The organism is Streptomyces sp. NPDC003691, assembly GCF_053981115.1.
The window spans coordinates 162566-185786 of record NZ_JBSFNQ010000001.1; the positions used below are offsets into that span (position 1 = coordinate 162566).

Sequence of the window (23221 nt, forward strand, 5' to 3'; positions counted from 1 at the left end):
GGTCGGTTCACCTCCGGGCCCATCGCGGGACATGTCGTCGGGGGACTTCGGCCGTCGCGGGGGGCGGCGCCCCGGCGGGTGCCGCCAGCAGTGAGGCGGCCAGGGCCAGATGCAGCAGATAGGCCGAGGCGTCGCCGAGCCCGGCCTCGGTGTACGAGGAGAGCGCGACATAGCTGATCAGGAAGATCGCGCAGGCCCTGGGCAGCGACGGCGGCCGCAGCAGGGCCACCCCGCCCAGGGCGAGGATGATCCCCGCGACCAGCACGATGCCCATCAGGCCCTGTTCGTGGTAGACGGCCAGCCAGCTGTTGTCGATCGGCAGCCCGCCGAACGACTTGTCGCTCAGGCCGGTCCCGAACAGCTTTTCGGTGGTGGTCCGGGGCTCGGCCAGCAGCGCGTCCCAGACGTTGGCCCGGCCGGTGAGGCTGGTGAAGTTCTCCTGGCTCTGGCCGCGCAGGAACCAGGCCCGCAGCGCGGGCGCGAACCCCACCGCGGCCACCGTGGCCGTCAGCACCGACCAGGTGAAGAACCGGCGGGCGGCGGCGCTGGTCAGCACCAGCGAGCCGATGGCCAGCGTCAGCCCGATGATCAGGCCCAGGGTCGCGGTCCGGGTGTGGGTCAGCGCCAGCAGGACCAGGGCCGGGACGATGACCAGCGCCGCACCGGCCCGGTCGGTCCGGCGGCCGAGGACCAGCAGCACCGTGAGCCCGGTGATCACCGCGGTGTACTGCCCGATCTGCGGCGGTGTGAGCGGCCAGAGCGCGCCGACCAGCCGTCCGCCGTACAGCTCGGGCATGGCCGCGCCCGGTGAGACGAGCAGACCGGCGACGACCGTTCCGAGTACCGCGAAGTAGATGCGTATGTGATGGCGGACGAAGGTCAGACCGCCGTCCCACCAGCGGGTGAGCAGCCACAGCGTGCCCGCGAAGAGGGCCAGCCGGGTACAGCGGAACAAGGCGCCGAACCCGGACTCCAGTTGCAGGCTGGAGATCACGCTCGGCACCAGCAGCAGCGTCAGCAGGAAGAGGAAGGCGCTGGTCCGGATGCGGAGCCGGAGGTTCAGGGCGAGCGCCAGGGTGAACGCGGCGCCCAGCGCGCCCATGGTGACCATCTGGATGAGGGACCGGGGCAGCGGGAGGATGGTCTTCGCGCCGGAGGAGCCGAGGGTGTTGAGGATCAGCAGCCCCCAGACGACCGCGACCGCCCGGGGGGTGCCCGCGGGCCGTCCCGTGTCCGGTGCGGCGGGCGGACCGTCGTACCTCTGCTCCCCGGCCATCTCAGCCACCGGCCCGTCGTGGGGCGGACGACCCGGCGGACGGCCCCGCCGGGGCGGTCCGCGACCGCCCGCGGGCGGTCCCCGTCCGGACCGGTGCCGCCGGTAACGCCCGGTCCGGCCCCTTCTTCCTCACGCGCCCCTCCGGCCGTGGAATCCGAGTACGGTGACGAACTCCCCCGGCGCGTCCCCGCCGGCCTCTCCGGTGCCGACCAGCGTGGTGGCGGGCTCCTTGCGTCCGAAGCCCGCGGAGTACCAGCCCAGCGGCGGGGAGGCCGCACCGCGGTGGGCCCGCCAGGTCAGCTCGCCGGGCAGGTCGAGCACCGCGGAGCGGTCCTCGCCGTCCCGGGTCCAGCGCAGCACCGCCCGGTTCCCGGTCAGCTCGGCGGTGACCGCCGGGCCGAGATGGAACGCCAGCCGTGCGGAGGTGCGCGGTCCGTGTACCTCGTCGACGATGCGCAGCTCCCGGCTCCCGGCGGGCAGCTCCACGCGGCGGCGGTGCACGGAGCCCCGGTAGCCGTCGTGTTCGGCGTACCAGCGGGCCGTACCGCCGCCGGACGTCCCTTCGCCGGACGGGTCCGCGGCCAGTACCCGGCTGCGGGCGTGCCGGGTCCACAGGAACGGGCCGCCGGAGACCGACTGGTCGGTGCCGCCCAGCTCCAGGGTGTTGTGGCCGAGGGTGGACCGGAAGTACCGCCGCCATTCGGGCTGCCCGTGGTAGCAGAACGTGCCGGGGTCGGCGAGGATGTCGACCCCGTCGTGCCGGACCTCCACGGAGAGGGCGTCGGCATGGGCGTGCGCGGCGATGGCGAGGAAGCCGTGCGGGCCGCCGTCGCAGCGGCACCAGATCCCGCCGGGGCCGCGCAGGATCGTCATACCCGCGTCGGCGAAGTGCGCCGGGCGGGTCCCCGGCCGGTCCGCGGCCGGTGCGGCGGGCCGGATCAGCGCGGCCAGCAGCGGGGTCCGCACATCGGTGCCGGTCCCGGCGGGCCACCAGGCGAGCCGCCCGAACACGGCCTCCCCGGTGGCCAGCAGGGAGGCCCACCGGTCGGTGTCCGGTCCGTCGACGACCAGACCGTACCCGTCGTCCGCGTCCCCCTGCCGGGGCGGCCGCAGCCGGTCGTCCACGACGGCCGCCAGGGCGTCGGTCATCCGCAGCAGTACCCGTCGTACGGAGTCGGGGACCGGCCGTCCGGCGGCGTCGCCCTCGGCCACCGCGGCCAGCCCCAGCTCCAGTACCAGCCCGTGGTACTCGGTGGCCAGCTCGCGGTTGAGGCCGGAGGCGAAGGTGTTGCTCCGCAGATGCCGCTCCAGCGAGCGCAGCGCGCCGTCCCGCCAGCGCGCCGACGCGGGGAACCAGTCGAACGCGCAGGCCGCGGCGTACTGTCCGGCGGCCTCGGCGACGACGTGGTTGTTGGCGGACGAGCCCCGGCTGGGGAAGGCGGCCAGCCAGCGCTGGTGGTGCCGGATCTGGTGGTGCGCCACCGGGTTGCCCTCGAACAGCGCGGGCGCGCCCGGCCAGCCGTCGAGCAGCCGGCGGATCCACACCCAGGACAGCAGCCGGATCCCCAGCTCGATACCGCTGATCCAGTGCACCCCGCGCAGCGGCGGGTTGACCGCCCACCAGGACCGCAGATGACAGGCCACCCGCTCGGCGTACCGCTCCTCCCCGGTGACCGCGTAGGCGGCGGCGAGGACGGTGAGGTACTGGTGCCGGGACGGCTCCCAGATCTGCTTGATGTCGCCGACCGTCTCCTCGTCCCGGTAGGGCACGTCGAAGGCGTAGCCCTCGGGGGCCCGGCGGCCGGTCTTCGGGTCGTACCACCAGTCCGGGTCGGTGAGGTCGCCGCGGTCCACCCCGAAGAAGCGGGCGTGCCCGGCCATCAGCCGGTCCGCCTCGGCGACCAGGCGTTTCGCGGCGTCCGGCGGTACCGCGACGACCGCCCCGGCGGGCAGTACCGAGGTGAACCGGGCACCGGCGGGGTCCGGGGCGCCCGGCAGCCGCGCCGACCTCCACCGGCGGCGGCGCAGCGCGTCCGCGGCCCGGCCGCCGATCTCCCGGGGGCCCATCGCGGAGAGCCGCCGCAGGTACCAGCCCGCGCTCATCGTCATCGGGCGGCCGCCAGGGTCACCGGCGCACCGGCCGCCAGACTGGCCCGTACGGCGAGGGTGGCCGCGGTGGTGGCGACCAGGGACTCCAGCGGTACGGGCATCGGCCCGCCGGTCCGTACGGCCTCCAGGAAGGCGTCCAGCTCGGCGCGCTGGCCCTTGTCCCGGGCCTTGGGCAGCCGTGAGCTGACCCATCGTGCGGGGCCGTACACCGAGGCCCGGACGAAGTCGTCGAGGCGCAGCGCACGGCCGTCGGCGACCAGGTCCAGGGTCTCCTTGGGGAAGGCGCCCGGGCCGCTGGTGACATAGCTGATGGTGGCGGTGGAGCCGCCCGGGTAGCGGAGGACGATCTGGAGGTCCTCGTTGCCGGGCGGGGCGACCGCGTACACCGAGACCGGGTCGGCGCCGAGCAGGCGGCTCGCCGTGTCGATGAAGTGGCCGCCCTCGCCGTCGAAGCGGGAGCCCTCGGAGTCCTGCCGGAGGTACCAGCTGCCCTGCTGGAGGCGGCCCGCGTTGACCAGGTAGCGGAGGTTCGCCGGACCGGCGGGGGTGCCGAACCGCTTCCCGGCCTCCTGGAGCAGCGGGGCGAAGCGGCGGTTGAAGCCCACTTGGAGCCGGTCGTTGCCGGACTCCGCGACCGCGGCGAGCACCCCGGCCAGCTCGTCCTCGGTGAGGGCCAGCGGCTTCTCGACGAAGACCGTCTTGCCCGCCAGCAGCGCCTGCCGGGTCAGTGCGGCGTGCGAGCTGTGCCGGGTGACCACGAACACCGCGTCGACGGACGGGTCGCCGAGGACGGTGTCGAGATCGGTGGTGGCCGCGGCGAAGCCGAACTTCCGCTGCGCGTTGGCCGCGGAGAGCGCGGTGGTGGTGACGACCGTGGCCAGCTCGACCCCGTCGCGGCGGGCCAGATGCGGCAGCAGCATCGAGGTGGCGTAGTTGCCCGCGCCGATGAACGCCAGCCGTACCGGCGCCTTCGCGGAGCGGGCCGGGGCGCGTCGTTCGCCGCCGCGCGGGACCGCGGGCACGGTGATCTCCGGGGCCGCCGCCGGGGCCTCGTCCCCGGTTCCCGCGGTGCTTCCTTCCGCGGCTTCCTCTCCGGTCCGCTGCCCGGACTTCCGCTCGGGGTAGGCGAACAGGACGGCCACGGCCTTCAGTTCGCCGTCCTTCAAGCTCCGGTAGGTCTCGACGGCGTCGCCGAAGTCGGCGATGTGCGAGACCAGGGGCTCCACATCGATCCGGCCGCGGGCGGCGAGGTCCAGGAAGCAGGCCAGATTGCGGCGCTCGGTCCAGCGCACATAGCCGATCGGGTAGTCCCGGCCCTCCAGCTCGTACTCCGGGTCGTAGCGCCCGGGGCCGTAGGACCGGGAGAACCGGACGTCCAGCTCCTTCATGTAGTACGCGTTCCACGGCAGGTCCAGCCGGCATTTGCCGATGTCGACGACCCGGCCGCGGTCCCGGCTCAGCTCGACGGCCAGCTCGACGGGCCCGTTGCTGCCGCCGCCCGCGGCCAGGTACACCTGGTCCACGCCGTGCCCGCCGGTGAGTTCGGCGACGGCTCCGGACACGGCGGCGGACCCGGGATCGCCGCAGGCGTCGGCGCCCAGCCGCTCCGCGAGTGCGCAGCGCGCCGGATCGGGGTCGGCGCCGACGACACGGACCCCCGCGGCCACCAGGAGCTGCACCACGAGCTGTCCGATCAGCCCGAGGCCGATGACCAGCGCCACCTCGCCGAGCTGCGGCTCCCCGCGGCGGACGCCCTGGAGGGCGATGGACCCGACGGTGCCGAAGGCCGCGTGCCGCGGCTCCAGTCCGTCCGGCACCGGGGTGTAGAGGTTCTTCGGCACCCAGTTCAGCTCGGCGTGCAGCGCATGCTCGTTCCCGGCGCAGGCCACCAGATCGCCGACCGCCACATCGTCGATGCCGTCGCCGACCTGCTCGACCACCCCGCACAGCGAGTAGCCCAGCGGGGTGTACGAGTCCAGCTTCCCCATCACCTTGCGGTAGGTGGCGGGCAGCCCGTTGGTCGCCACGCTCTGCATGACCTTGGCCACCTGGTCCGGCCGGGAGCGGGCCTTGCCCAGCATCGACATTCCGGCCTCGGACACCTTCATGAGCTCGGTGCCGGTGGAGATCAGCGAATAGGCGCTCCGGACCAGTACGCCGCCCGGCTTGCACCCCGGCACCGGCACGTCGAGCAGCGCCAGTTCGCCGCTCTTGTAGTTCTGCACAACCTGTTTCACCGGAGCTCCTCTTGAGTTTCCACGCCGTCAGGCCGCTGCGTCCCGGCCGGAGCCGGACACCGCGCCGCGATACCAGTGTTCGAGGGTCAGCACATGCCAGAGATGCTTGGAGTAGTCCTGCTGCCCGGCGGCGTCCTCGGCGACCAGGCGGGCCAGGGCGTCGCGGCGCAGCAGGCCGGAGCGGACGAGCAGGCCGTCCTCGACCACCTCGCGGACCAGCGGTGCCAGGTCCCGGCTCATCCAGGCCCGCAGCGGGGCGCTGAACAGGCCCTTGGGCCGGTAGACGATCTCCCGGGGCAGGACCGAGGCGGCCGCCTCCTTGAGGATGGCCTTGCCCTGCCGTCCGGCGATCTTGCGGTCGCCGGGGAAGGCGAAGGCCGCCCTGACCACGTCGACGTCCACGTACGGCACCCGTACCTCGGTGGAGGCGGCCATGCTGGACCGGTCCGTGTAGGCGAGGTTGAGGCCCGGCAGGAACATCCGGGAGTCGCCCAGGCACATCCGGTTGACGAAGTCGTCGAGTTCGTTGTCGTGGTAGACGTCCGCGTGCTCGGTCAGTACGTCGTCGACGGTCCCGGCCAGGTCCGGGGAGACCAGGGAGAGCAGTTCCGCCCGGTCGTACATGGTGTAGCTGCGCCGGAACGCGGTCTCCTCCGGCAGCTCGGCGAAGGAGAGGAACCGCTTGGCGAAGCGCACCGACCGGTAGCCGCGGCGGGCCGTGGCGACCGGCAGCCGGTCGACGGCCGCGAAGAGTCCGCGCCGCAGCGGCCGCGGGACCCGCTGGTAGCGCAGCGCCAGCAGATTGGCCAGGTGTTTGCGGTAGCCGGCGAACAGTTCGTCGGCGCCCATGCCCGAGAGCATCACCTTGACCCCGGCCTCCCGGGCGGCCGAGCAGATCAGATAGGTGTTGATCGCGGCGGGGTCGCCGATCGGCTCGTCCAGGTGGTACGTCATCCGGGGCAGCAGGTCCAGGACGTCCGGGGCGATCTCGATCTCGTGCAGGTCGACGCCGAACCGTTCGGCGACCTGCCGGGCGTAGCGCAGATCGTCCGGCATGGCCTCGAACTTGGCGTCCTCGGCGCGGAACCCGATGGTGTAGGCGGAGATCCCCGGCTGCTGCCGGGCGGCCAGCGCGGTCAGATAGCTGGAGTCCAGGCCGCCGGAGAGGAAGGTCGCCACCGGTACGTCGGAGAGCAGATGGCTGCGGGTCGACTCCTCGACGACCGCCGCCAGGTCGGGGAGTCCGCCGTCGCGGGCCCGCTCCCGGGCCTCGGCGGCGACGTCCTTCAGATTCCAGAACCGGCCGCGGTCCACCCGGCCGTCGGGCCGGATCCGCAGCCAGCTCCCGGGCGGGAGCTTCTCCGCCTCCCGGTAGGCGCACCGGGAGTCCGGCACCCAGTAGTAGAGGAGGGACGCCACCAGTGCCGCATGGTCGACCTCCAGGGTGCCGCCGGTCGCGGCGGCGAGGGCCTTGAGTTCGGAGGCGAACACCAGGCCGGTGCCGCGCCGGAGCAGGAAGAGGGGTTTGATGCCGAGCTGGTCGCGGGCGAGGACCAGTTCGCCGGTCCGCTCGTCGAAGACGGCGAACGCGAACATGCCGCGGAGCCTGGGCAGGCATTCGGTGCCCCAGCGCCGCCAGGCCTCCAGCAGTACCTCGGTGTCGGAGGTGCCGCGGAAGCGGGTCCCGGCGGCGGTCAGTTCGGCGCGGAGTTCCGGCGCGTTGTACAGCTCGCCGTTGTAGGTCAGGGAGAGCCCGCCGGAGACCATCGGCTGGGCGCCGGTCTCCGACAGGTCGATGATGGCCAGCCGGCGGTGCCCGAGCTGGACCTCGCCGTCACCGGCGGGGTGGCTGTACCGGCCCGCCCCGTCCGGACCGCGGTGGGCGAGGACATCGGTGAGCCGGTCGGTCACGGCCTTTCCGTCCGGCCACCGGTACGTGCCTGCGATGCCACACATGATCTACCGCGCCTCCTGGTCGCTGTCCGGGACCCGGGCGGCCGGCCGCGACGGCCGCTCCGTGCGCAGCGGGCCCTTCTGCCGGGCCGGCCGCTCGGTCCGTAACTGCCCGGTCCCGTTCTGCCGGGCCAGCCGTTCGTAATGGCCGCGCAGCGCGGTCTGCAGGCCGTCCCACAGGGTGCCGTCGGTACGGTCCCGCGGGTCGGGGTCGATCAGCACCACACCGGCCACCGGGATGTGCTGGTCGGCGAGTTGCCGGGCCACGGTGTGCAGCCAGGCGGCGCTGCCGTGCCCGGCCCGGACGACGAGCACGGTCCGGCCGCCGAGGTGCTGGAGGTCGGTCCAGGCCGTGCCGGGGGCGACCGAGCCGACGCCGAGCCGCAGGGTCTCGGCCGGTACGGAGTCGGCCTGGTCGCCGACGACCACGGTCGGGCCGCCCGGCTGCTGGCGGCTGCGGGCGAGCTCCCGGCCGGGGAGCCCGTCGACGACGGCCACCTCGCCGTCCGCGGCCAGCGCCGCGGCGAGGTCCAGGGCGATCCGGCCGGTGGTGCGCGCACAGCCCAGCTCCAGCAGGGACACCGGTTCCGCGGAGTCCCGGACGATCCGGGCCAGGGTGGTGGTGAGCCGCTCGTGCGCCGCCCTGGTCCGGCGGCGCCGCCAGGGCGGTACCGGCCCGCGGCGTACGCCGCGCAGCTCGGCGACGACGGAGGCGCCCAGGTTTCCCGCGATCTCCCGCCGCAGTACCGGGCGGTCCGCGACCACGGTGCCGACCGCGGCCAGCGCCAGCCCGAGGGCGAGTCCGAGGACGAGCCCGATGGCCGCCTTGGTGGCGGCGGCCCTGGGCAGCGAGTACGCCACGGCGCGCGGGCCGTCGACGATCTGGGTGCCCGCGATCACCCGGGGGGTTCCGGTACGGGCCGCCGCGGCGCGCTGGTCGAAGTCGGCTATCCGGGAGTTGAGTTCGGCCCGCCGGGAGTAGAGGGACTCGATGTTCGCGGAGGCCTTCGGGTCTGTCCGCGCGGGCAGGTCGCCGATCGTCCTGTTCACCTGGGCCAGCTCGGCGCGCATCCGGTCGCGCTGGTCGAGCAGGGCCTTCGCCTCGGCGTTCGCGGCCTCCTGCATCCGCCGTACATGGTCCGCGACGAAGGCGTCGGCGAGGGCCTTGGCCCGGGCCACGGCCTGGGCCTCGTCGGCGCCCGACACGTCGATCTGGAGCAGGTTGTTGGTCAGACCGGTGCCCCGGTACTCGCGCATGAAGTCTTCGGGTTTCTCGGTGGACTTGAGGGACTTCAGGGCCGCCCCGGCGATCCGGGTGGTCCCCAGCAGTGCCACATCGGTACGGATCAGGGTTCCGGTGTCGTTCGGCTGGTCCTCCTTGTGGGCGACCAGCACCTTGGCCACCGCGGTCGGCGGCGGCGGCAGTACCACCGCGAACGCCCCGCCGGACAGCAGTCCCAGCAGCCCCACCGAGGTCCAGAGGCGGCGCCGCCGGTTCACCGCGACCACCAGCGCCTGGAGGTCCAGCAGCGGAGGCGTGCCCTGCGGTTCCGGGGTCGTACTCGTCGTCACACCGGCTCTCCCGTCGCATGGCCGGGAACCGCGAGCGCCGGGACGGCCCCGGCCGGGGCGTCCCCGGCGGACCGTGCCGCGCGGGCCCGGACCGTACCGGCGACGACGATGCCGACGACCTCGTGACCGCCGTCCGCGCACGCCTCGGCGATACCGGCCAGCTCCCCCGCGGTCCGGGTGCCCGCGCTGAGGACCACCAGGACACCGGACCCGGTCTCCGGGTCGCGGTCGGGCACCATCGGCTGGTCCGCCGAGACCGCGACCACCCGCAGCGCGGGGTCCTCCGGGCCCGGGGAGCCCTCGCCGGGATCGCCGCCGGCTTCGGCGACGAGCTGTCCGGCGGCCCGGCGGGCGATCTCGTCGCCGTCCGGTACGACCACCAGCAGCCGCCGCGGGGCCGGCAGCCGGTCCCGCAGCCGGGCGCACAGCCGCTGGTACCGGATGCGTCTGCTGGCCTCGTCGCCGGAGGTCTGCGGGACCGGTACGTCCCAGCGGGTGTCGACGCCCAGCAGCCGGCGGGCCAGGGACAGCGGGCCCCGGCCGGACGGCCGGTCCGCCGACCGGTCCGCGGGCACGTCGACGGTGCCCAGCAGCGCCGCGCCCAGCGCGGCGGCGATCTCGGGCTCGGTGCGCAGGCGGCGGTCGACCCGGGCGGCGGCCAGATGGGCGACGACCGTGAGCAGGACGGCCAGCAGGGCTCCGGCGGCGATGAGCTGGATCCTGGTGGGCGGTGCCTCGCCCACCGGCCGGGGCGCCGGTCCCATCACGACCATGCCGGCCTTGTTGTTCGCCGATTCGGCCCGCTCCAGTTTCTCCATGGCCTCCTCCAGCGCGGTACTGAGCTTCTGGAGCACGGTGCGGGCCTGCACGCTCTCCACCGACTGCCCGGGGTCGGCGCCCTCGGCCAGCTCGGAGATGCGGCGGTTGGTCTCCACCACCTTCTGCCGCAGTGCGGCGGGGGCCGTGGCGGCGCCGTCGGTGTCGCCGCCCGCGACCCGGGCGGCGAACGCGACGAACTGCTGGGCCAGCTTGTCGGCGAGCTGTTGCGCACCCTCCGGGGTACCGGCCGTGCCCGAGACCTTGATGATGTTCCCGTCGGTGGCCTTGGCGCCGACCCGGTCCCGCAGCCCACCGCCGTCGGCACCCGGCCGGCCGAGCGCGGCGGCCGTCCGGTCGAGCACCGACGAACTGGTAGCTATCTCCACCTGGGTCAGGAGTTCGCGCTGCTCCCAGGCGCCCGGCAGCAGTACCGAAGCCGACGCGGTGTACCGCGGCGGGAACACCACCGACGCGCCGTAACCGGCGAGCGCGCCCACCACCGCGAGAACCGCGAGGAGCCGGCGGCGTCTGCGGAAGATCCGCCCGATCGTGGCCAGGCGTATCGTGTCGTCGCTCAACGCCGCGGCCGCTTCCCGGTCCGGGCCGGGCCGCCCGCCGGCACCGGAGCGCGGTCCCGGCAGGCGGCGTCGTAGGCGGCGAGCAGCGACTTCTGGGAGTTGCTCCAGGACAGCTCCCCGCCGATCCGCTCCTGGCCGACGCGGCCCATCCGGGCGCGCCGCTCCGGGTCGTCCAGGAGCAGCGCGGTCAGCCGGGCGAACTCGGCCTCGTCGTTGGCGGGCGCGTAGACGGCGGCGTCACCGGCGGAGACCCGGGCCTCCCGGAGGTCGAAGGAGACGATCGGGCGTCCCATGGCCATGTACTCCAGGACCTTGTTCATGGTCGACACGTCGTTGAGCGGGTTGAGCGGGTCGGGCGAGAGACAGACGTCCGCGGTGGAGAGGTAGCGCACCAGGTCGGCGTCGGGGATCCGGCCGGTGAACTCCACCTGGTCGGAGAGCCCGAGCCGGCCGGACAGCTCGACCATCGCGTCGAAGGCGTCGCCGGAGCCGACGAACACGGCGTGCCAGTCGGTCCGCCCGATCTCGTCGCGCAGCTTCGCCAGGGCCCGCAGGGCGTAGTCGACACCGTCCTGGGGGCCCATGACGCCCAGGTAGCAGAGCAGATGCGGTTTGCCGCGCTTCAGCTCGGGCTCGGGCGGTACCGGCCGGAACCGTTCGACCGCGGGCGCGCTGCGCACCACGAAGACGTCCTCGGGCCGCCGGCCGCCGCGGCGGATCGCGACGTCCTTGTAGCTCTCGTTGGTGGCGAGCACGATGTCCGCGGCCCGGTAGGTGCGCCGCTCCAGCGCGCATACGGCGCGGTAGAGCAGGTCCCGGCCGCGGTCGAAGCGGGACAGGTACAGCTCGGGCACCAGGTCGTGCTGGTCGAAGACGAACCGCGCGCCGCGCCGCTGGAGGCGGCGGGCGGACAGGAACAGCAGGTCGGGCGGGTTGCAGGCGTGGACCACGTCGACCGGGCCGATCTTGCGGGCCAGCCGGGCCGTGTGCCAGAGGGCCGCTCCGTACTCCTGCAGATAGCCGGCCGGGCCGCCGGTGGCCGCCCGCAGCGGGTAGCGGTGGATCCGCACCCCGTCGATCTCGGCTTCCGGTTCGGTGTCCCGTTTGGTGCCGCGGGGGCAGATGACGTGCACCTCCCAGCCCGCGTCGCGCAGGGTCGTGCACTCCTGCCAGACCCGGCGGTCGAACGGCACCGACAGGTTCTCCACGAGGATCAGTGCGCGGCGGCCCGGCCGGCCTGCGGCCGGGCCGTCGAACGATATGTCACCAGGCAAGGCCCACGTACCCCGGTTCGGTCCGGCGCGCGTCGGCGTCGGGAAGGTGGATGAGGTCGATGATCACCGGGTCGTCGCCGTGGGGCAGCGCCGACAGGACGCCCGGGTCCCTGGTGCCGACGAGGCACACCTCCGCGTGGTCGAGGACCTCGTCGACGGAGTCGGCCAGCAGCTGCGCGAGATGGGGCAGCCGGCCCTCGATGTACTCGCGGTTCGCGCCGAGCAGCCGGGAGAGGCTGACATTGGCGTCGTGGATCCGGAGGTCGTACCCCTTGCCGAAGAGCCGCTCGGCCAGCTCGACGAGCGGGCTCTCGCGGAGGTCGTCGGTACCGGGTTTGAAGGAGAGGCCGAACAGGCCCACCCGGCGTTTTCCGGTGCGTTCGACCAGCTCCACCGCGCGGTCCAGATGCGCGGAGTTGGACGGCAGTACGTTGGCGAGGATCGGCACCGAGACATCGGCCCGCTGTGCCGCGTGGACCAGGCTGCGTAAGTCCTTGGGCAGGCAGGAGCCGCCGAAGGCGAAGCCGGGCCGCAGATAGGCGGGGCTGATGTTCAGCTTGCGGTCGGCCAGGAAGACGTCGATCACCTGGTGCGAGTCGACTCCGAGGGCCCGGCAGACCGCGCCCAGCTCGTTCGCGAAGCCGATCTTGAGACCGTGGAAGGCGTTGTCCGCGTATTTGATCGCCTCGGCGGTGGGGACCGGTACCCGGAACACCTCGCCGGGCAGGCCCTCGTAGAGCGCGGCCACCACATCGCCGCTGGCCGGGTCGAGTTCGCCGATGACGGTCTTGGGCGGGTCGAAGAAGTCCCGCACACTGGTGCCCTCGCGCAGGAACTCGGGGTTGACCGCGACTCCGAAGTCGACTCCGGCGGTACCGCCCGCGGCCTTCTCCAGAATGGGCACCAGCAGGTTCATGCAGGTGCCCGGGAGCATGGTGCTGCGGAATACGACGGTCTGCCGGCCGCCGCCTTCGGCGAGCACCGCGCCGATCTGCTCGGTGACCCGTTCCAGATAGGTGGTGCACAGGCTGCCGTTGGGCTCGGACGGGGTGCCCACACAGATCAGGGACACCTCGCTGCCCATGATCGCTTCCCGGACGTCGTCCGTGGCGCGTAACGCTCCGGTCCGTACGACATCGGCGATCAGCTCGCCGATGCGCTCCTCGACCACGGGCGCCTTGCCGTCGTTGACCAGGTCGACCTTCACCCGGTTCACATCGACGCCGATGACCTCGTGGCCCATGCCGGCCAGGCAGGCGGCCGATACGCAGCCCACGTAGCCGAGCCCGAAAACGCTGATCCTCATGGTGTGTTCCTCCCAGGCAGGCCCTCCGGGCCTGCGGTCCGCGCGCCGTCGAGCCCCTTGCGCCGCGGGAACCGCCGTTCCCCGGCCATCAGTACGCCCCCTGTCCGTGGAGCACCGCGCGCAGCGTCTTCCACAGGATCACCGTGTCCAGGGCGAGCGACCAGTCCTCCACGTACCGCAGGTCCAGCCGGACCGCTTCGTCCCACGGCAGATCGCTGCGTCCGCTGATCTGCCAGAGGCCGGTGAGCCCCGGTTTGACCAGCAGCCTGCGCCGGATGTCCGGGCCGTACGCGGCGGACTCCTCGGGCAGCGGGGGCCGCGGCCCGACGAGCGACATCGATCCGGTGAGTACGTTGAAGAGCTGGGGCAGTTCGTCTATCGAGTACCGGCGCAGCACCGCGCCGACCCGGGTGACCCGGGGATCCCGCCGGAGCTTGAAGAGCAGACCGGCGCCCTCGTTGCGGTCGGCCAGGGCGGCACGTGCCCGGTCGGCCCCGGCGACCATGGTGCGGAACTTCAGGATGGTGAACTCGCGGCCGTCCTTGCCGACCCTGCGCTGGCGGTAGAACGCCCCGCCCCGGCTGTCCAGCAGGACGAGCAGTCCGACGAGGACCATCAGCGGCGCGAAGAGGAGCAGCAGGACCGCCGCGCCCATCCGGTCGACGACCGCCTTGACCACCCGGCGGCCCCCGGTGAAGACCGGCATGCTGACCCGCAGCAGCGGGATCCCGAGCACCGCGTCGATGTGCAGCCGGGGTCCGGCCACTTCCATCAGTACGGGGGCGACGACCATATCGGCGTCGCTGCCTTCGAGGTTCCAGGCGAGCCGTTGCAGCCGCTCCGGTGACCAGTGCGGGTCCGGGGTGATGGCGACGACCCGGTAGCCGTCGCGCCGTACGTGGTCGGCGACGTCCGCCAGCCGGCCGACGACCGGCACCCCGTCCAGCATTCCGCCGTCGGGACCGCGGCCGTCCGTGGTGCAGACCGCGTCCACCCGCCAGCCGAGGTGCGGGAACTTGCGGGCCCGGGTGATCAGATCGCTGACGGTGGCGAGGCTCCCGGCGGCGAGCACCGGTCTCAGGCACCGTCCCTCTTTACGCTGTTTGTGCAGCCAGAGGCGTAGCAGATAGCGCGCCGTCATGGTGACGAGCGCGAGCGCCGGGATCGCGACGAAGATCCAGAGTTTGATGTTGCGGGAGCTGAGGGCTATCCCGCCGAGTGCCAGCAGGACGGCCGCCGCGAACAGCGAGCGGCCGAGCCGGCGGAATTCCTCGGCACCCTGGCCGAGTACGGCCGGTGCCCATGCGCGGCTCACCGCGAGGGCTCCCAGCACCAGCAGTTCGGTCCCGAATGCGAGAATTCCCCACTTCTCGTGCCAGTCTGCCGCGTCGCGGACCCCGAAGAAGTTCCCGATGGCCGCAACCACCAGGGCGGTGGCCACGGTATCGCTGGTGATCACGGTACGCCGGTACCGTTCCTCCCAGTCGATCGCGTGATGGCTGATTGCCCCGTCCGCCAGACGCCCATGCGCCGACGCATACGGGTTGGCTAATCCCCCCTGCTTCACAGAAACCCCCCAGGTCACCATCGCTTCGACGTATTCGCCTCACACGGTTCCTGCCCCCCGGGAGGCCCCCGCCTCCCGTGTCGCGCTGTTCCTCCCCGCGGCAGGCCCCCGCCTCCCGCGCATGACGATCCGGCTGTTTCAGCGCTGTGTGAACACCCCACCCCGGGGCAGCGGGCTCAACCGCCCTGCCGCCCCCACCAGGTGCACGGGAACCCGCCGGAACCCCGGATGCTCCCGGCATCCAGGCCCCCTCCCGGGTTCCGGGAATTGCTCACCCCCACGCACGGCGCCGGGGACGTGACTGCCGGCTGTACAGAGCGCCGGACCAAAAATTCATTATTGTTCGCCTCGTGTCCGAACTGCTGAAGCACGGTCAATCTAGACCATCGGACGGGGGTTGGAGAGGGGATGTGTACAAGTTGTGGTCAACCTTTGAAACCCGGTGCTCCGGCGGATGACCGCCGACGGGTTGCCCGACGGAGAAGACATGCCTGGTGACGATCGAAAACCAGCCGCCCGGCGGCCTTGATGATCATTACCTCCGACCCCCGGTACGGCCCGGAAAAGTTCTTCACACTTCCCCGCCGAATGAGATTTACCTGAAAACAGAAAACACTCTCTTCACAGGTTTAACACCAGCCTGTCGGGCCACAGGGGGAATACCGGCCGGTGGCAGACCGGCCGCCGGGAAACCCCGCCGGCCCCGTGGTGCGCAGGCCGGCGCGGTCCGGTGCGGGCAGGTCCCGGCGGCTCCCGGGGTGAGGATCCGGACAGCGCGGCCCGCCCCGGGGACGGGGCGGGCCGGCGGGGCGGAGCGGGACGTTCCCCGCCGCGGTCTCAGGAGTCCGTGGCCGAGGAGCCTTCGGTCAGCGGCGCATAGGCGTCGGGGCGGCGGGTGGCGAGGAAGGGGAAGAGCTCCAGCCAGTCGCGGCGGGCGTCGAGGTCGAGGTCGGCGACGAGGACGGCGGGTTCGTCGCGCGGGGCCTGGGCGAGGACCCGGCCGTACGGATCGACGATGAAGGAGCTGCCGTAGAAGACCAGACCGCCCTCGGCGCCGATCCGGTTGGGCACGACCATGAAGGTGGCGTTGGCGACGGCGTTGCCCGTGATGACCTTCTGCCAGAGCGGCTGGGTGTCGAAGCCGGGATGGCCGGGCTCGGAGCCGATGGCCGTCGGATAGACGAGGATATCGGCGCCCGCGAGGGAGTAGGCACGGGCCACCTCGGGGAACCACTGGTCCCAGCAGGTCGGCAGCCCGAGGCCCGCCTCGCCGACCCGTACCACCGGGAACGCGTCGGCACCGGCCGGGCCCGGCCGGAACCAGTGGTCCTCGTAGTAGCCGTCGGTGACCGGGATATGCGTCTTGCGGGTCCGCTGGGCGAGAGTGCCGTCCGGGGCCACCAGGATCGCCGTGTTGTAGCCGAGGCCGTCGTCCTCGCCGCCGGGCGCCGGGGCCTTCTCGTAGAGGGAGGCGTGCACGTACACGCCGTGCTCGCGGGCCGCCTCCGCGGCGAAGGTGAAGGTGGGGCCGGTCAGCAGGTCCTCGGGCTCGGCCGGGGCCGCATGGTCGGCCTTCCGTACCACCGCGAAGTACGGCGACAGCGTCAGCTCCTGGAGACACACCACCCGCGCGCCCTCCTCCGCCGCGAGCCGGATGCCTTCGAGGAGCGCGGCGCGGTGCTCGGCGGGATCGTCGTGCCAGCGGTGCTGGACGGCGGCGACCCGGAGCGGCGCGCGGTCGGCGGGGCGGGTGCGGCTGGGGGAAGCGGGCGGGTTGTACGCGGTGATCACACGCATGGGGAATCCAGACGGCAAGGGGCGGACGGACTGCTGGAACGTTCCAGCAATCCGAATCTAAACCCTGCTGGAACGTTCCAGCAAGAGTGGCTCCCAGCGTCTAGACTTCCGATGTGTGACCGCCCGCACCGTGACCCTCCTCGATGTAGCCCGCGCCGCCGGGGTCTCCAAGAGCACCGCCTCCAACGCGCTCCAGGGCTCGGGGCGGATCGCCGAGACCACCCGCGACCATGTCCGGGAGGTCGCCGGACGGCTGGGCTACCGCCCCAACAGCGCCGCCCGCCGGCTCCGCAGCGCCAGCACCGGCGCCGTCGGCCTGCACCTCCCGCAGACCGCGACCCGGCTCGCCTACTACATGAACCTGGCCTTCGGGGCCGTCGCCCGGGCACAGGAGGAGGGGTTCGACGTCGTTCTCCTGGCCCCCGCCACCGGTGACCACGGCCCGCTGGCTTCGCGCGTCGACGGGCTGCTGGTGATGGACCCCGAGGTGGGCGACACCGCCGTGCCCGCCCTGCTCGACGCCGGGGTCCCGGTCGTCACGGGCGAGCGCTATCTGGGCCCCGTACCGGCCCCGAGCGGCGCCGTCGTCTGCGACAACTCCGCATCGCTGACCGCGATCCTCGGCCACCTCCGCGACCGCGGCGCCCGCCGGCCCGCACTGCTCGCCCCCGCCGACACCTCCGCGTGGGCGGCCGCGCTGCACACCACCGCCGCGGACTGGGGACGTACGCACGGCACCCCCGTGACCCTCCGGACGGTCGCCTTCGCGGCCACCCCCCGCGAGACCGCAGCGGCGACCCTCGCCCTGCTCGACGCCGATCCGGACATCGACGCCGTGGTCTGCGCCCCGGACGGCTCGGCCCCGGGCGTCCTGGAGGCGGCCGCCGCCCGGGGCCGCCGGGTCGGTCACGACCTGCTCGTCGCGTCCTGCGTCGACGGCCCCGCCGCGCTCGGCGCGGACCCGCCCGTCACCGCCGTCGACCTGCGCCCCGCGGAGTACGGCCGCGCCTGTGCCGACCTCCTCTGCGATATCCTCGCGGGCCGTACGCCCCCGGACACGGTCCGCAGTCACGACTGGACGCTGGAGACCCGGGCCTCGACGCTGGGGCGGAGTCCCGGCGGGAGCGGCCCCGGAGCGGCCTGACGGGCACCGGTGGCGGTGCCGGTGCCGTACGCCGGATCCGTACGTCCGGTGTCGTACGCCGTACGCCGCACACCGCCGAAGGCACCGCGGCGGGCCCGGGGCCGGTCATCCCCCGGATCACCCGGTCGACGGCGCCCGGGCGATCCGCGGGCCGCGGCACCCCGGCGGCAGCGGGACGGTGCGCTCAGCCGCCACCGGTCACCGTCCCCTGCTCCGTGCCCCTGTCCACTTCCAGGACGCAGTTCCGCAGCTCGTAACTGCCGATGGCTTCGATGAAACCGACCGTCGGCGGGTTCACCATCCGCACTCCGGGCAGGGCGAACAGCCGGCTGAGGAAGATGTCCGACTCCAGCAGCGCGATATGCATGCCCGGACATTTGTGGGGACCGTCGCCGAAGGCCAGCCCCGGTGCCCCCGCGTCCTTCATGGCGCGCCCCGGGCAGAGCCGGTCCGGCCCGGCGCCGACGGTCCGTTCGTCCGTATTGGTGTGCTCGACCAGGATGTCGATCCGGTCCCCGGCCGGGACGGTGAGCGGCTCACCGCCGGGGCCGGGCAGCCCGAGGGGTCCGGTGGTACGGCGGCTGAGACGGCCCACGACCGGTTCGAGCCGGAGGATCTCCCCGAGTACGGCGAGCCTGCCCGGCTCGTCCGCCGCCCGGTAGTGCGCCAGCAGCTCCGCGTCGGAGAACAGATGCCAGGCCGCGGCGCTGATGAACTCCCGGGTGGTGACCATGCCCGCCGCGGCGAAGGTGAGGCACTCGCCGAGGATCTCGGCGTCGGAGCAGCCGTCGTCGATGAGATGGGAGATCAGGTCGTCCCGCCGGGTGCGGCGGCGGGCCCGTACGGCGGGGCGCACATCGCCGAGGTACACCCGCAGCCAGTCGGTGTTCTGCCGCACGGTCCAGTAGATGCCGTGCGGAGTCGTCAGCCCCGGTGTGCCGAACCGCTCGGGGAAGAAACGCTCCAGGCGCTCCTTGATTCCGGGTCTGCTGTCCGTCAGGCCGATGACCGCGCAGGCGACTTCGATCGCGAGATCGAAGCTCAGATCGGAGAGCCGCGCCCGGCCGTCGGCGCGGAGCCGGCCGGTCAGCGACCGGGCGACCCGGACCATCACCTCCCGGTAGTGCTCCTCGACCCGGCGCGGGGTGAAGAACCGCGCGGTCTGGCGGCGATGGTCGCGGTGTTCCGGACCGTCGCGGTAGAGCACGGGCCGCCGGATGCGTTTCGGCAGCTTCGACACCGACTCGACACCGAGCCCGGCCTGCACGGTCGAGGTACTGCGCAGGACGGCGCGCGCCTCCTCGTACCCGCGCACCTCCCACACCCCGTCGGCGCCCCGCCCGACGGGACACCCCGCCGCGTTGCCGCGCTCGATCCTGCGGAAGCCGAACCCGTCGCCGGGCCCGCCCGGTTCACCCGCGTCACGGGGGTCACCGCCCATGGACACACCCTTTCCCCGGGGCCGTGCCGGGGCGGAGCCGCGCCCCGTCCCGCCATGGTGGTCCTTCCCCGTACGGCGGCACGGGATGCGGACTCCGCGGGGGCGGCCGAGGTGCCACCAGTGCCTCCGGTCCGGTTCCGTGGGGCGCTCTCACCACCGCCCCCGGGCTGCTGCTCACCCCGCCCCCGGACCGGGCCGGGCGGCGCCGGGACGCCCCGGGTGCGGACGTACGGGGAGTTCCGCAGCTGACCAGGACCGGCCGTATCCGTATACGAAAGCGAACAACCGTGGCCCCGGACCGGTCGGTCCGGGGCCACGGGGTGACCGGCTCGCGGCGGGGGTCCGCGCCGCCGGCGCCACTCCGCTGCCCGCCCGCTCGCGCGACCGCGGACAGCAGGTCCAGGCCCGTCCGTTCGCCCCGGCTCCGTGCGTCACCGAGGCCGCAGGACGGCGATCCGGTGCGTCAGCCGACCGTGCGCCCGGAGCGCATCAGAGCCCGGGCGCCGAGCCCCACGCCGATCAGCGCCACCACAATGGCCACGACGGAGCCGCCGCGCCCACCCCCGCTCCCGACGCCGCCGTCCGCGCCGGCCAGGGCGACCACGCCGACGACCAGGCCGATCAGCCCCACCGCCACACCGGCGAAGGCTCCGTTCCGTACGTTTCCGGTGCCCTCACGACGGCCGGCGCGCAGGACCCAGACGCCGATCGCCAGGCTGATCAGCGCGGCCGCCAGGGCTGCGACGGACGGGCCCCGTCCGGATCCGCCGTCGCTGTCCCCCTCCGCGACCAGGACGTTCGCGGCCGCCGGCGCGGCCAGCCAGAACCCGGCGGACACGGCGGCTGCGGTGGTGGTGAGCAAGTGGCGGACGGACATCGGGAATCCCTTCGGCTTTCATCACGGGTACGGAGGGAGCGTAGGTATCGACGGGCCCACCGGTCGTCATGCCGGGGTAGTCACCCGGGCTACCGTTCGGGCGGTATCGGACGAGCCGGAGTCTGCTCCCACAGCAGTCGTCTACCGCCGTCGCAGTAACCGGGTGCCGTGCGCTCGGTACCCGGCGTCGCGCGGACGGGCCGGCCGGCCGTCGGGAACGGCGGTCTCCGGAGCCGGGGGATCAAAACAGCGGCAGAACAACGGCCGCTTCTTCGCAGCCCCGGTTCCGATCAATCAAACCCGGGAACCGGATTCCCGGCAATTGACCTGCTCTCGATGCACAACTATGGTCCAGGGCACCGGTTTGCATCACCACGGCCACGGGGGGACCTATTGAATGGACAGGCACATTCTCCGGAGACCGGGCCGGGCGGAGTGACCAGGTTTGCCGTACTGGTCTGCCAGGCACTGCTGATCCTGACATTTCTGGCCGCCGGATCGGCGAAGCTCGCCGGCGCCGAACAAATGGTGGACGCCTTCGATGAAATCGGGGCAGGCCAGTGGCTCCGGTACTTCGTCGGCGTGCTCGAAGTAGCCGGTTCCGTCGGTCTGCTCGTACCGCGCCTTTCGGGTCTCGCCGCCCTGGGGCTTGCCGCCCTGATGGTCGGCGCGGTGATCACCAACATCATCATCAGCGCATTCTCGCTCCTCGCAGTCGTACTGCTCCTGCTCAGCGCCGCCGTCGCCTGGGCGCGACGGGATCGCATCAGGCAGCCGGCCGGCTAGCGGAAGCTCTCCGCCGCGCCTCCCAGGGGTCCGTCCCGCCCCAAGGTCCGGGGCAGGACGGCGAAACCGCCGCCCCGGCCGAAGGCGGGTTTCCCCGGATCCGTGTCACCCCGGATCCGGGGAAATCCCGCTCTCCGCACCCGGTGGGAGAAATTCAGATCCACCCGGCCCTTGAAGCGGCATGTACAGCGGCAATCCTGTTCTCCGCCTTCAGCTTGTGGATGGCGGAGTGAATATGGTTTCTGACGGTTCCGGGGCTCAGATGCATCTCTGATGCGATGACATTGAGCGGACGTCCGCCCTCGGCCGCCTTCAGTATTTCCGCCTCACGGGCCGTCAGCGGGTTCTCTCCGGCGGCCAGCATCTCGGCGACCAGGTGAGGAGGGAAATGCCCTCCTCCCGAATGGACGTGACCGATGACGCCGCGCAGCTCCCGCACGGAGGTGTTCTTGGTGAGAACTCCGCGCACGCCGGCCCGCAGGGCCCGCCGCAGATACCCCGGCCGCAGAGCACTGCTCAGGATCACCACGGGGAACCCGGGCCGTTCCCGGCTCAGCTGTTCGGCGACGTCGAGTCCGCTCATACCCGGCATGCGGATGTCGAGGACGACGAGCTCCGCCCGGTGCTCCGCCACGAGTTCCAGCACCTGGTCGCCCCGGCCCGTGTGGGCGACGACCTCGATATCACCGGACAGCTGAAGGAGTTCCGTCAGGGCCTCTCTGGTGAGAGCTTCCTCCTCGGCCAGGACGACCCTAATGGCCATCCCGCTCCCTCCCGGGGAGGCGTACCGGGGCACCGGTCCCGGAGTACGGGCCGACGGAAGTACAGCGATCGGTCATTGATGAGTCCCCCGCCCATGCTTTCGAGTCGCAGCCGTGACCCTAGCCCCACCGGCCTCAACTCCTCTACCTCCCGTTTCCAGCATCCGAGACTCACGGCGGGGACGGCCCGCACCGGGCCGGCGCGCGACCGCCGGGCGGCGGGTCAGCCGCCGTTGATCTTCCGTTGGACGAACTCGTAGCTGAGGTCGCCGATCCGCGGGGCGTACTGGTGCGAGGCCTCGACGGCAGCCGGGAAGTTCTCACCGGCCCAGATCCTGCTCTCACCGCAGTCCCGGGCGAAGTCCGTCCAGTTGCTCCAGCTCAGTGTCATATCACCGGCCGGTGTGGTTCCCGGTTCCACCAGTGAGGAGCCCTTGGCGAAGGGAGCCCGGATATTGGCCTGGTCGGTGCCTGTGAAGCGCCGTACCTGCTGGGCGAAGGCCAGGCAGAGAGAGGACGTCACGGAAGGGTACTCGGCGTGATCGGCGGCATAGCGGTTGAGATAGCCCTGCCATTCGTTCCCCGTGATGTCGGCGACCGTACCGGCACCCGGGCCGCCCCAGGCGGTGATCTTCCGGTCGCCGTACACGTGCCGGATCGCGCTGACCGGCCGCACCGAGTCAAACTTGCGTTTGAAGTGCCAGGTGGCGATGGTGACATCGACGAAGGCCACGTCGGACGAGGTGATGTAGTGCACCATCTTCTCGATGTCGTACTTTCCGTCCGTGACCACGGGCGTCCCGGCCGTGGTGCCGAAGGTCACCACCTTGTCGTTGAAAAGCTCGGCCATCATCTTCCGGCGGTCGTCCAGGCCGGCCGAAGCCTTCAGGACCGTGTCGGCCTGGCTTTTGTAGGAGCGACGATTCCGATGGTCGCTGCTGCTCGGCGGAGACACCTTGAACTGACTGGGGCTGTTGTAGGAGAAGGGCCGCACACGGCCGTAGTGAGGAGTCGCGAACTGCTGGCCGCGGTAGACGTCGTTGGCGGAGGTCAGATTCGGCTGCCAGCGGGATGGTGAGCGCAGCTCGTCCGCGGTGTTGACCGGCCGGTATCCGCTGTAGTCGGCATAGGGTCGGCGGTTGTACGTACGGCCGCCCGCGTCACCGTCCCGGTTGGAGCCGTCCCCGTCCCGCGCCTTCATGGCGTTCTTGGCGGCGAGAATGCCTATGCCGCTCGGAGTCGTCGGGTCCTCCGCGGTGTTGTTGGGGTCCAGACCTGCGGACTCCATCATTTCGAGCCACCGGGTCCTGTACTGCGGGAGGTACTTGTTGAACGAGGTGAAGGCGGAGTAGATCACCGCGATGTTCTTGTTCCGGATCGTATGCTCCGCCGCGGGCCGGCGGCCGAGATCGGAGAAGATGCCCACAGCCGTCGGATGGTACGGGGCGATGGCGTCGAACCACGGCATCTCGATCAGCATGGCATGGTCGACCGTCAGGGTCACCGAACGTCCGTTGCTCTGGTCCCGCGACACCCGTTGGAACTTGGGATACACGACTCCCACCAAGGCGTTCCCCCGGTCCAGGTCGAACCCCGCGGCCTGTCGCGGTGCCGCGGGCGCCGCGCTCGTCAGCGATCCCACCAGCGCTGCCGCCGTGACCATGGTCACGGCGAAGCCCAAGGGCCGGTTCGGCAGCCCTTTCCCTTTCTTCACCGCATACTCC

General features: G+C 72.4%; 16 protein-coding genes. 2 read left to right on the plus strand and 14 right to left on the minus strand.

The genetic code is table 11. The annotated features are described in order from the left end of the window. Nucleotides 1-7: 7 nt before the first annotated feature. From ACWDR0_RS00620 to ACWDR0_RS00665, 10 genes are all read right to left on the minus strand, one after another. The gene (locus tag ACWDR0_RS00620) at nucleotides 8-1276 is read right to left on the minus strand and encodes an O-antigen ligase domain-containing protein (protein WP_456349477.1); all 1269 of its coding nucleotides are present in this window, start codon (nucleotides 1274-1276) and stop codon (nucleotides 8-10) included. 129 nt (nucleotides 1277-1405) lie between these two features. Beyond that, a complete protein-coding gene (locus ACWDR0_RS00625; protein ID WP_456349373.1) occupies nucleotides 1406-3385 on the minus strand; it encodes an alginate lyase family protein in 1980 nt (659 codons plus the stop codon). Further along, nucleotides 3382-5622 carry a bi-domain-containing oxidoreductase gene (locus ACWDR0_RS00630; protein WP_456349374.1) on the minus strand — a complete coding sequence of 747 codons (2241 nt, stop codon included), beginning with the start codon at nucleotides 5620-5622 and terminating at the stop codon, nucleotides 3382-3384. Before ACWDR0_RS00630 ends, ACWDR0_RS00625 begins: the two co-directional genes overlap by 4 nt. 27 nt (nucleotides 5623-5649) lie before the next feature. Further along, nucleotides 5650-7578, minus strand: a complete 1929-nt coding sequence (gene asnB, locus ACWDR0_RS00635) for an asparagine synthase (glutamine-hydrolyzing) (RefSeq protein ID WP_456349375.1) — start codon at nucleotides 7576-7578, stop codon at nucleotides 5650-5652. A 3-nt stretch (nucleotides 7579-7581) separates the two neighbouring features. Beyond that, nucleotides 7582-9147: a Wzz/FepE/Etk N-terminal domain-containing protein gene (locus ACWDR0_RS00640; protein ID WP_456349376.1), complete on the minus strand. Its 1566-nt coding sequence runs from the start codon at nucleotides 9145-9147 to the stop codon at nucleotides 7582-7584. Then, entirely contained in the window at nucleotides 9144-10544 is a 1401-nt protein-coding gene (locus tag ACWDR0_RS00645) for a Wzz/FepE/Etk N-terminal domain-containing protein (protein ID WP_456349377.1), read from the minus strand. The genes ACWDR0_RS00640 and ACWDR0_RS00645 overlap by 4 nt, the downstream gene beginning before the upstream one ends. Beyond that, nucleotides 10541-11818: a glycosyltransferase family 4 protein gene (locus tag ACWDR0_RS00650; protein ID WP_456349378.1), complete on the minus strand. Its 1278-nt coding sequence runs from the start codon at nucleotides 11816-11818 to the stop codon at nucleotides 10541-10543. Before ACWDR0_RS00650 ends, ACWDR0_RS00645 begins: the two co-directional genes overlap by 4 nt. Then, nucleotides 11808-13124 carry a nucleotide sugar dehydrogenase gene (locus tag ACWDR0_RS00655; protein ID WP_456349379.1) on the minus strand — a complete coding sequence of 439 codons (1317 nt, stop codon included), beginning with the start codon at nucleotides 13122-13124 and terminating at the stop codon, nucleotides 11808-11810. The genes ACWDR0_RS00650 and ACWDR0_RS00655 overlap by 11 nt, the downstream gene beginning before the upstream one ends. Before the next feature lie 88 nt (nucleotides 13125-13212). Further along, nucleotides 13213-14691 carry a sugar transferase gene (locus tag ACWDR0_RS00660; protein WP_456349380.1) on the minus strand — a complete coding sequence of 493 codons (1479 nt, stop codon included), beginning with the start codon at nucleotides 14689-14691 and terminating at the stop codon, nucleotides 13213-13215. Between the two features lie 837 nt (nucleotides 14692-15528). Continuing rightward, nucleotides 15529-16488 carry a carbon-nitrogen hydrolase gene (locus ACWDR0_RS00665; RefSeq protein ID WP_456349381.1) on the minus strand — a complete coding sequence of 320 codons (960 nt, stop codon included), beginning with the start codon at nucleotides 16486-16488 and terminating at the stop codon, nucleotides 15529-15531. A gap of 115 nt (nucleotides 16489-16603) precedes the next feature. On the opposite strand from ACWDR0_RS00665, the gene ACWDR0_RS00670 reads away from it, so the two are divergent. After that, nucleotides 16604-17632: a LacI family DNA-binding transcriptional regulator gene (locus ACWDR0_RS00670; protein ID WP_456349382.1), complete on the plus strand. Its 1029-nt coding sequence runs from the start codon at nucleotides 16604-16606 to the stop codon at nucleotides 17630-17632. Nucleotides 17633-17816: 184 nt separating this feature from the next. On the opposite strand, the gene ACWDR0_RS00675 is transcribed toward ACWDR0_RS00670, so the two are convergent. After that, nucleotides 17817-19073 (minus strand): cytochrome P450, encoded by a 1257-nt coding sequence (locus tag ACWDR0_RS00675; protein ID WP_456349383.1) that lies wholly within the window; start codon nucleotides 19071-19073, stop codon nucleotides 17817-17819. Between the two features lie 463 nt (nucleotides 19074-19536). Beyond that, nucleotides 19537-19950, minus strand: coding sequence for a DUF6223 family protein (locus ACWDR0_RS00680; protein WP_456349384.1), 414 nt, complete (start codon nucleotides 19948-19950; stop codon nucleotides 19537-19539). A 435-nt stretch (nucleotides 19951-20385) separates the two neighbouring features. On the opposite strand from ACWDR0_RS00680, the gene ACWDR0_RS00685 reads away from it, so the two are divergent. After that, nucleotides 20386-20736: a DoxX family protein gene (locus ACWDR0_RS00685; RefSeq protein ID WP_456349385.1), complete on the plus strand. Its 351-nt coding sequence runs from the start codon at nucleotides 20386-20388 to the stop codon at nucleotides 20734-20736. 154 nt (nucleotides 20737-20890) lie between these two features. On the opposite strand, the gene ACWDR0_RS00690 is transcribed toward ACWDR0_RS00685, so the two are convergent. Together ACWDR0_RS00690 and ACWDR0_RS00695 are read right to left on the minus strand one after the other, a co-directional pair. Then, nucleotides 20891-21499 carry a response regulator transcription factor gene (locus ACWDR0_RS00690; protein WP_456349386.1) on the minus strand — a complete coding sequence of 203 codons (609 nt, stop codon included), beginning with the start codon at nucleotides 21497-21499 and terminating at the stop codon, nucleotides 20891-20893. 221 nt (nucleotides 21500-21720) lie between these two features. Then, nucleotides 21721-23211 (minus strand): DUF6851 domain-containing protein, encoded by a 1491-nt coding sequence (locus ACWDR0_RS00695; protein ID WP_456349387.1) that lies wholly within the window; start codon nucleotides 23209-23211, stop codon nucleotides 21721-21723. Between the last annotated feature and the right edge of the window lie 10 nt (nucleotides 23212-23221).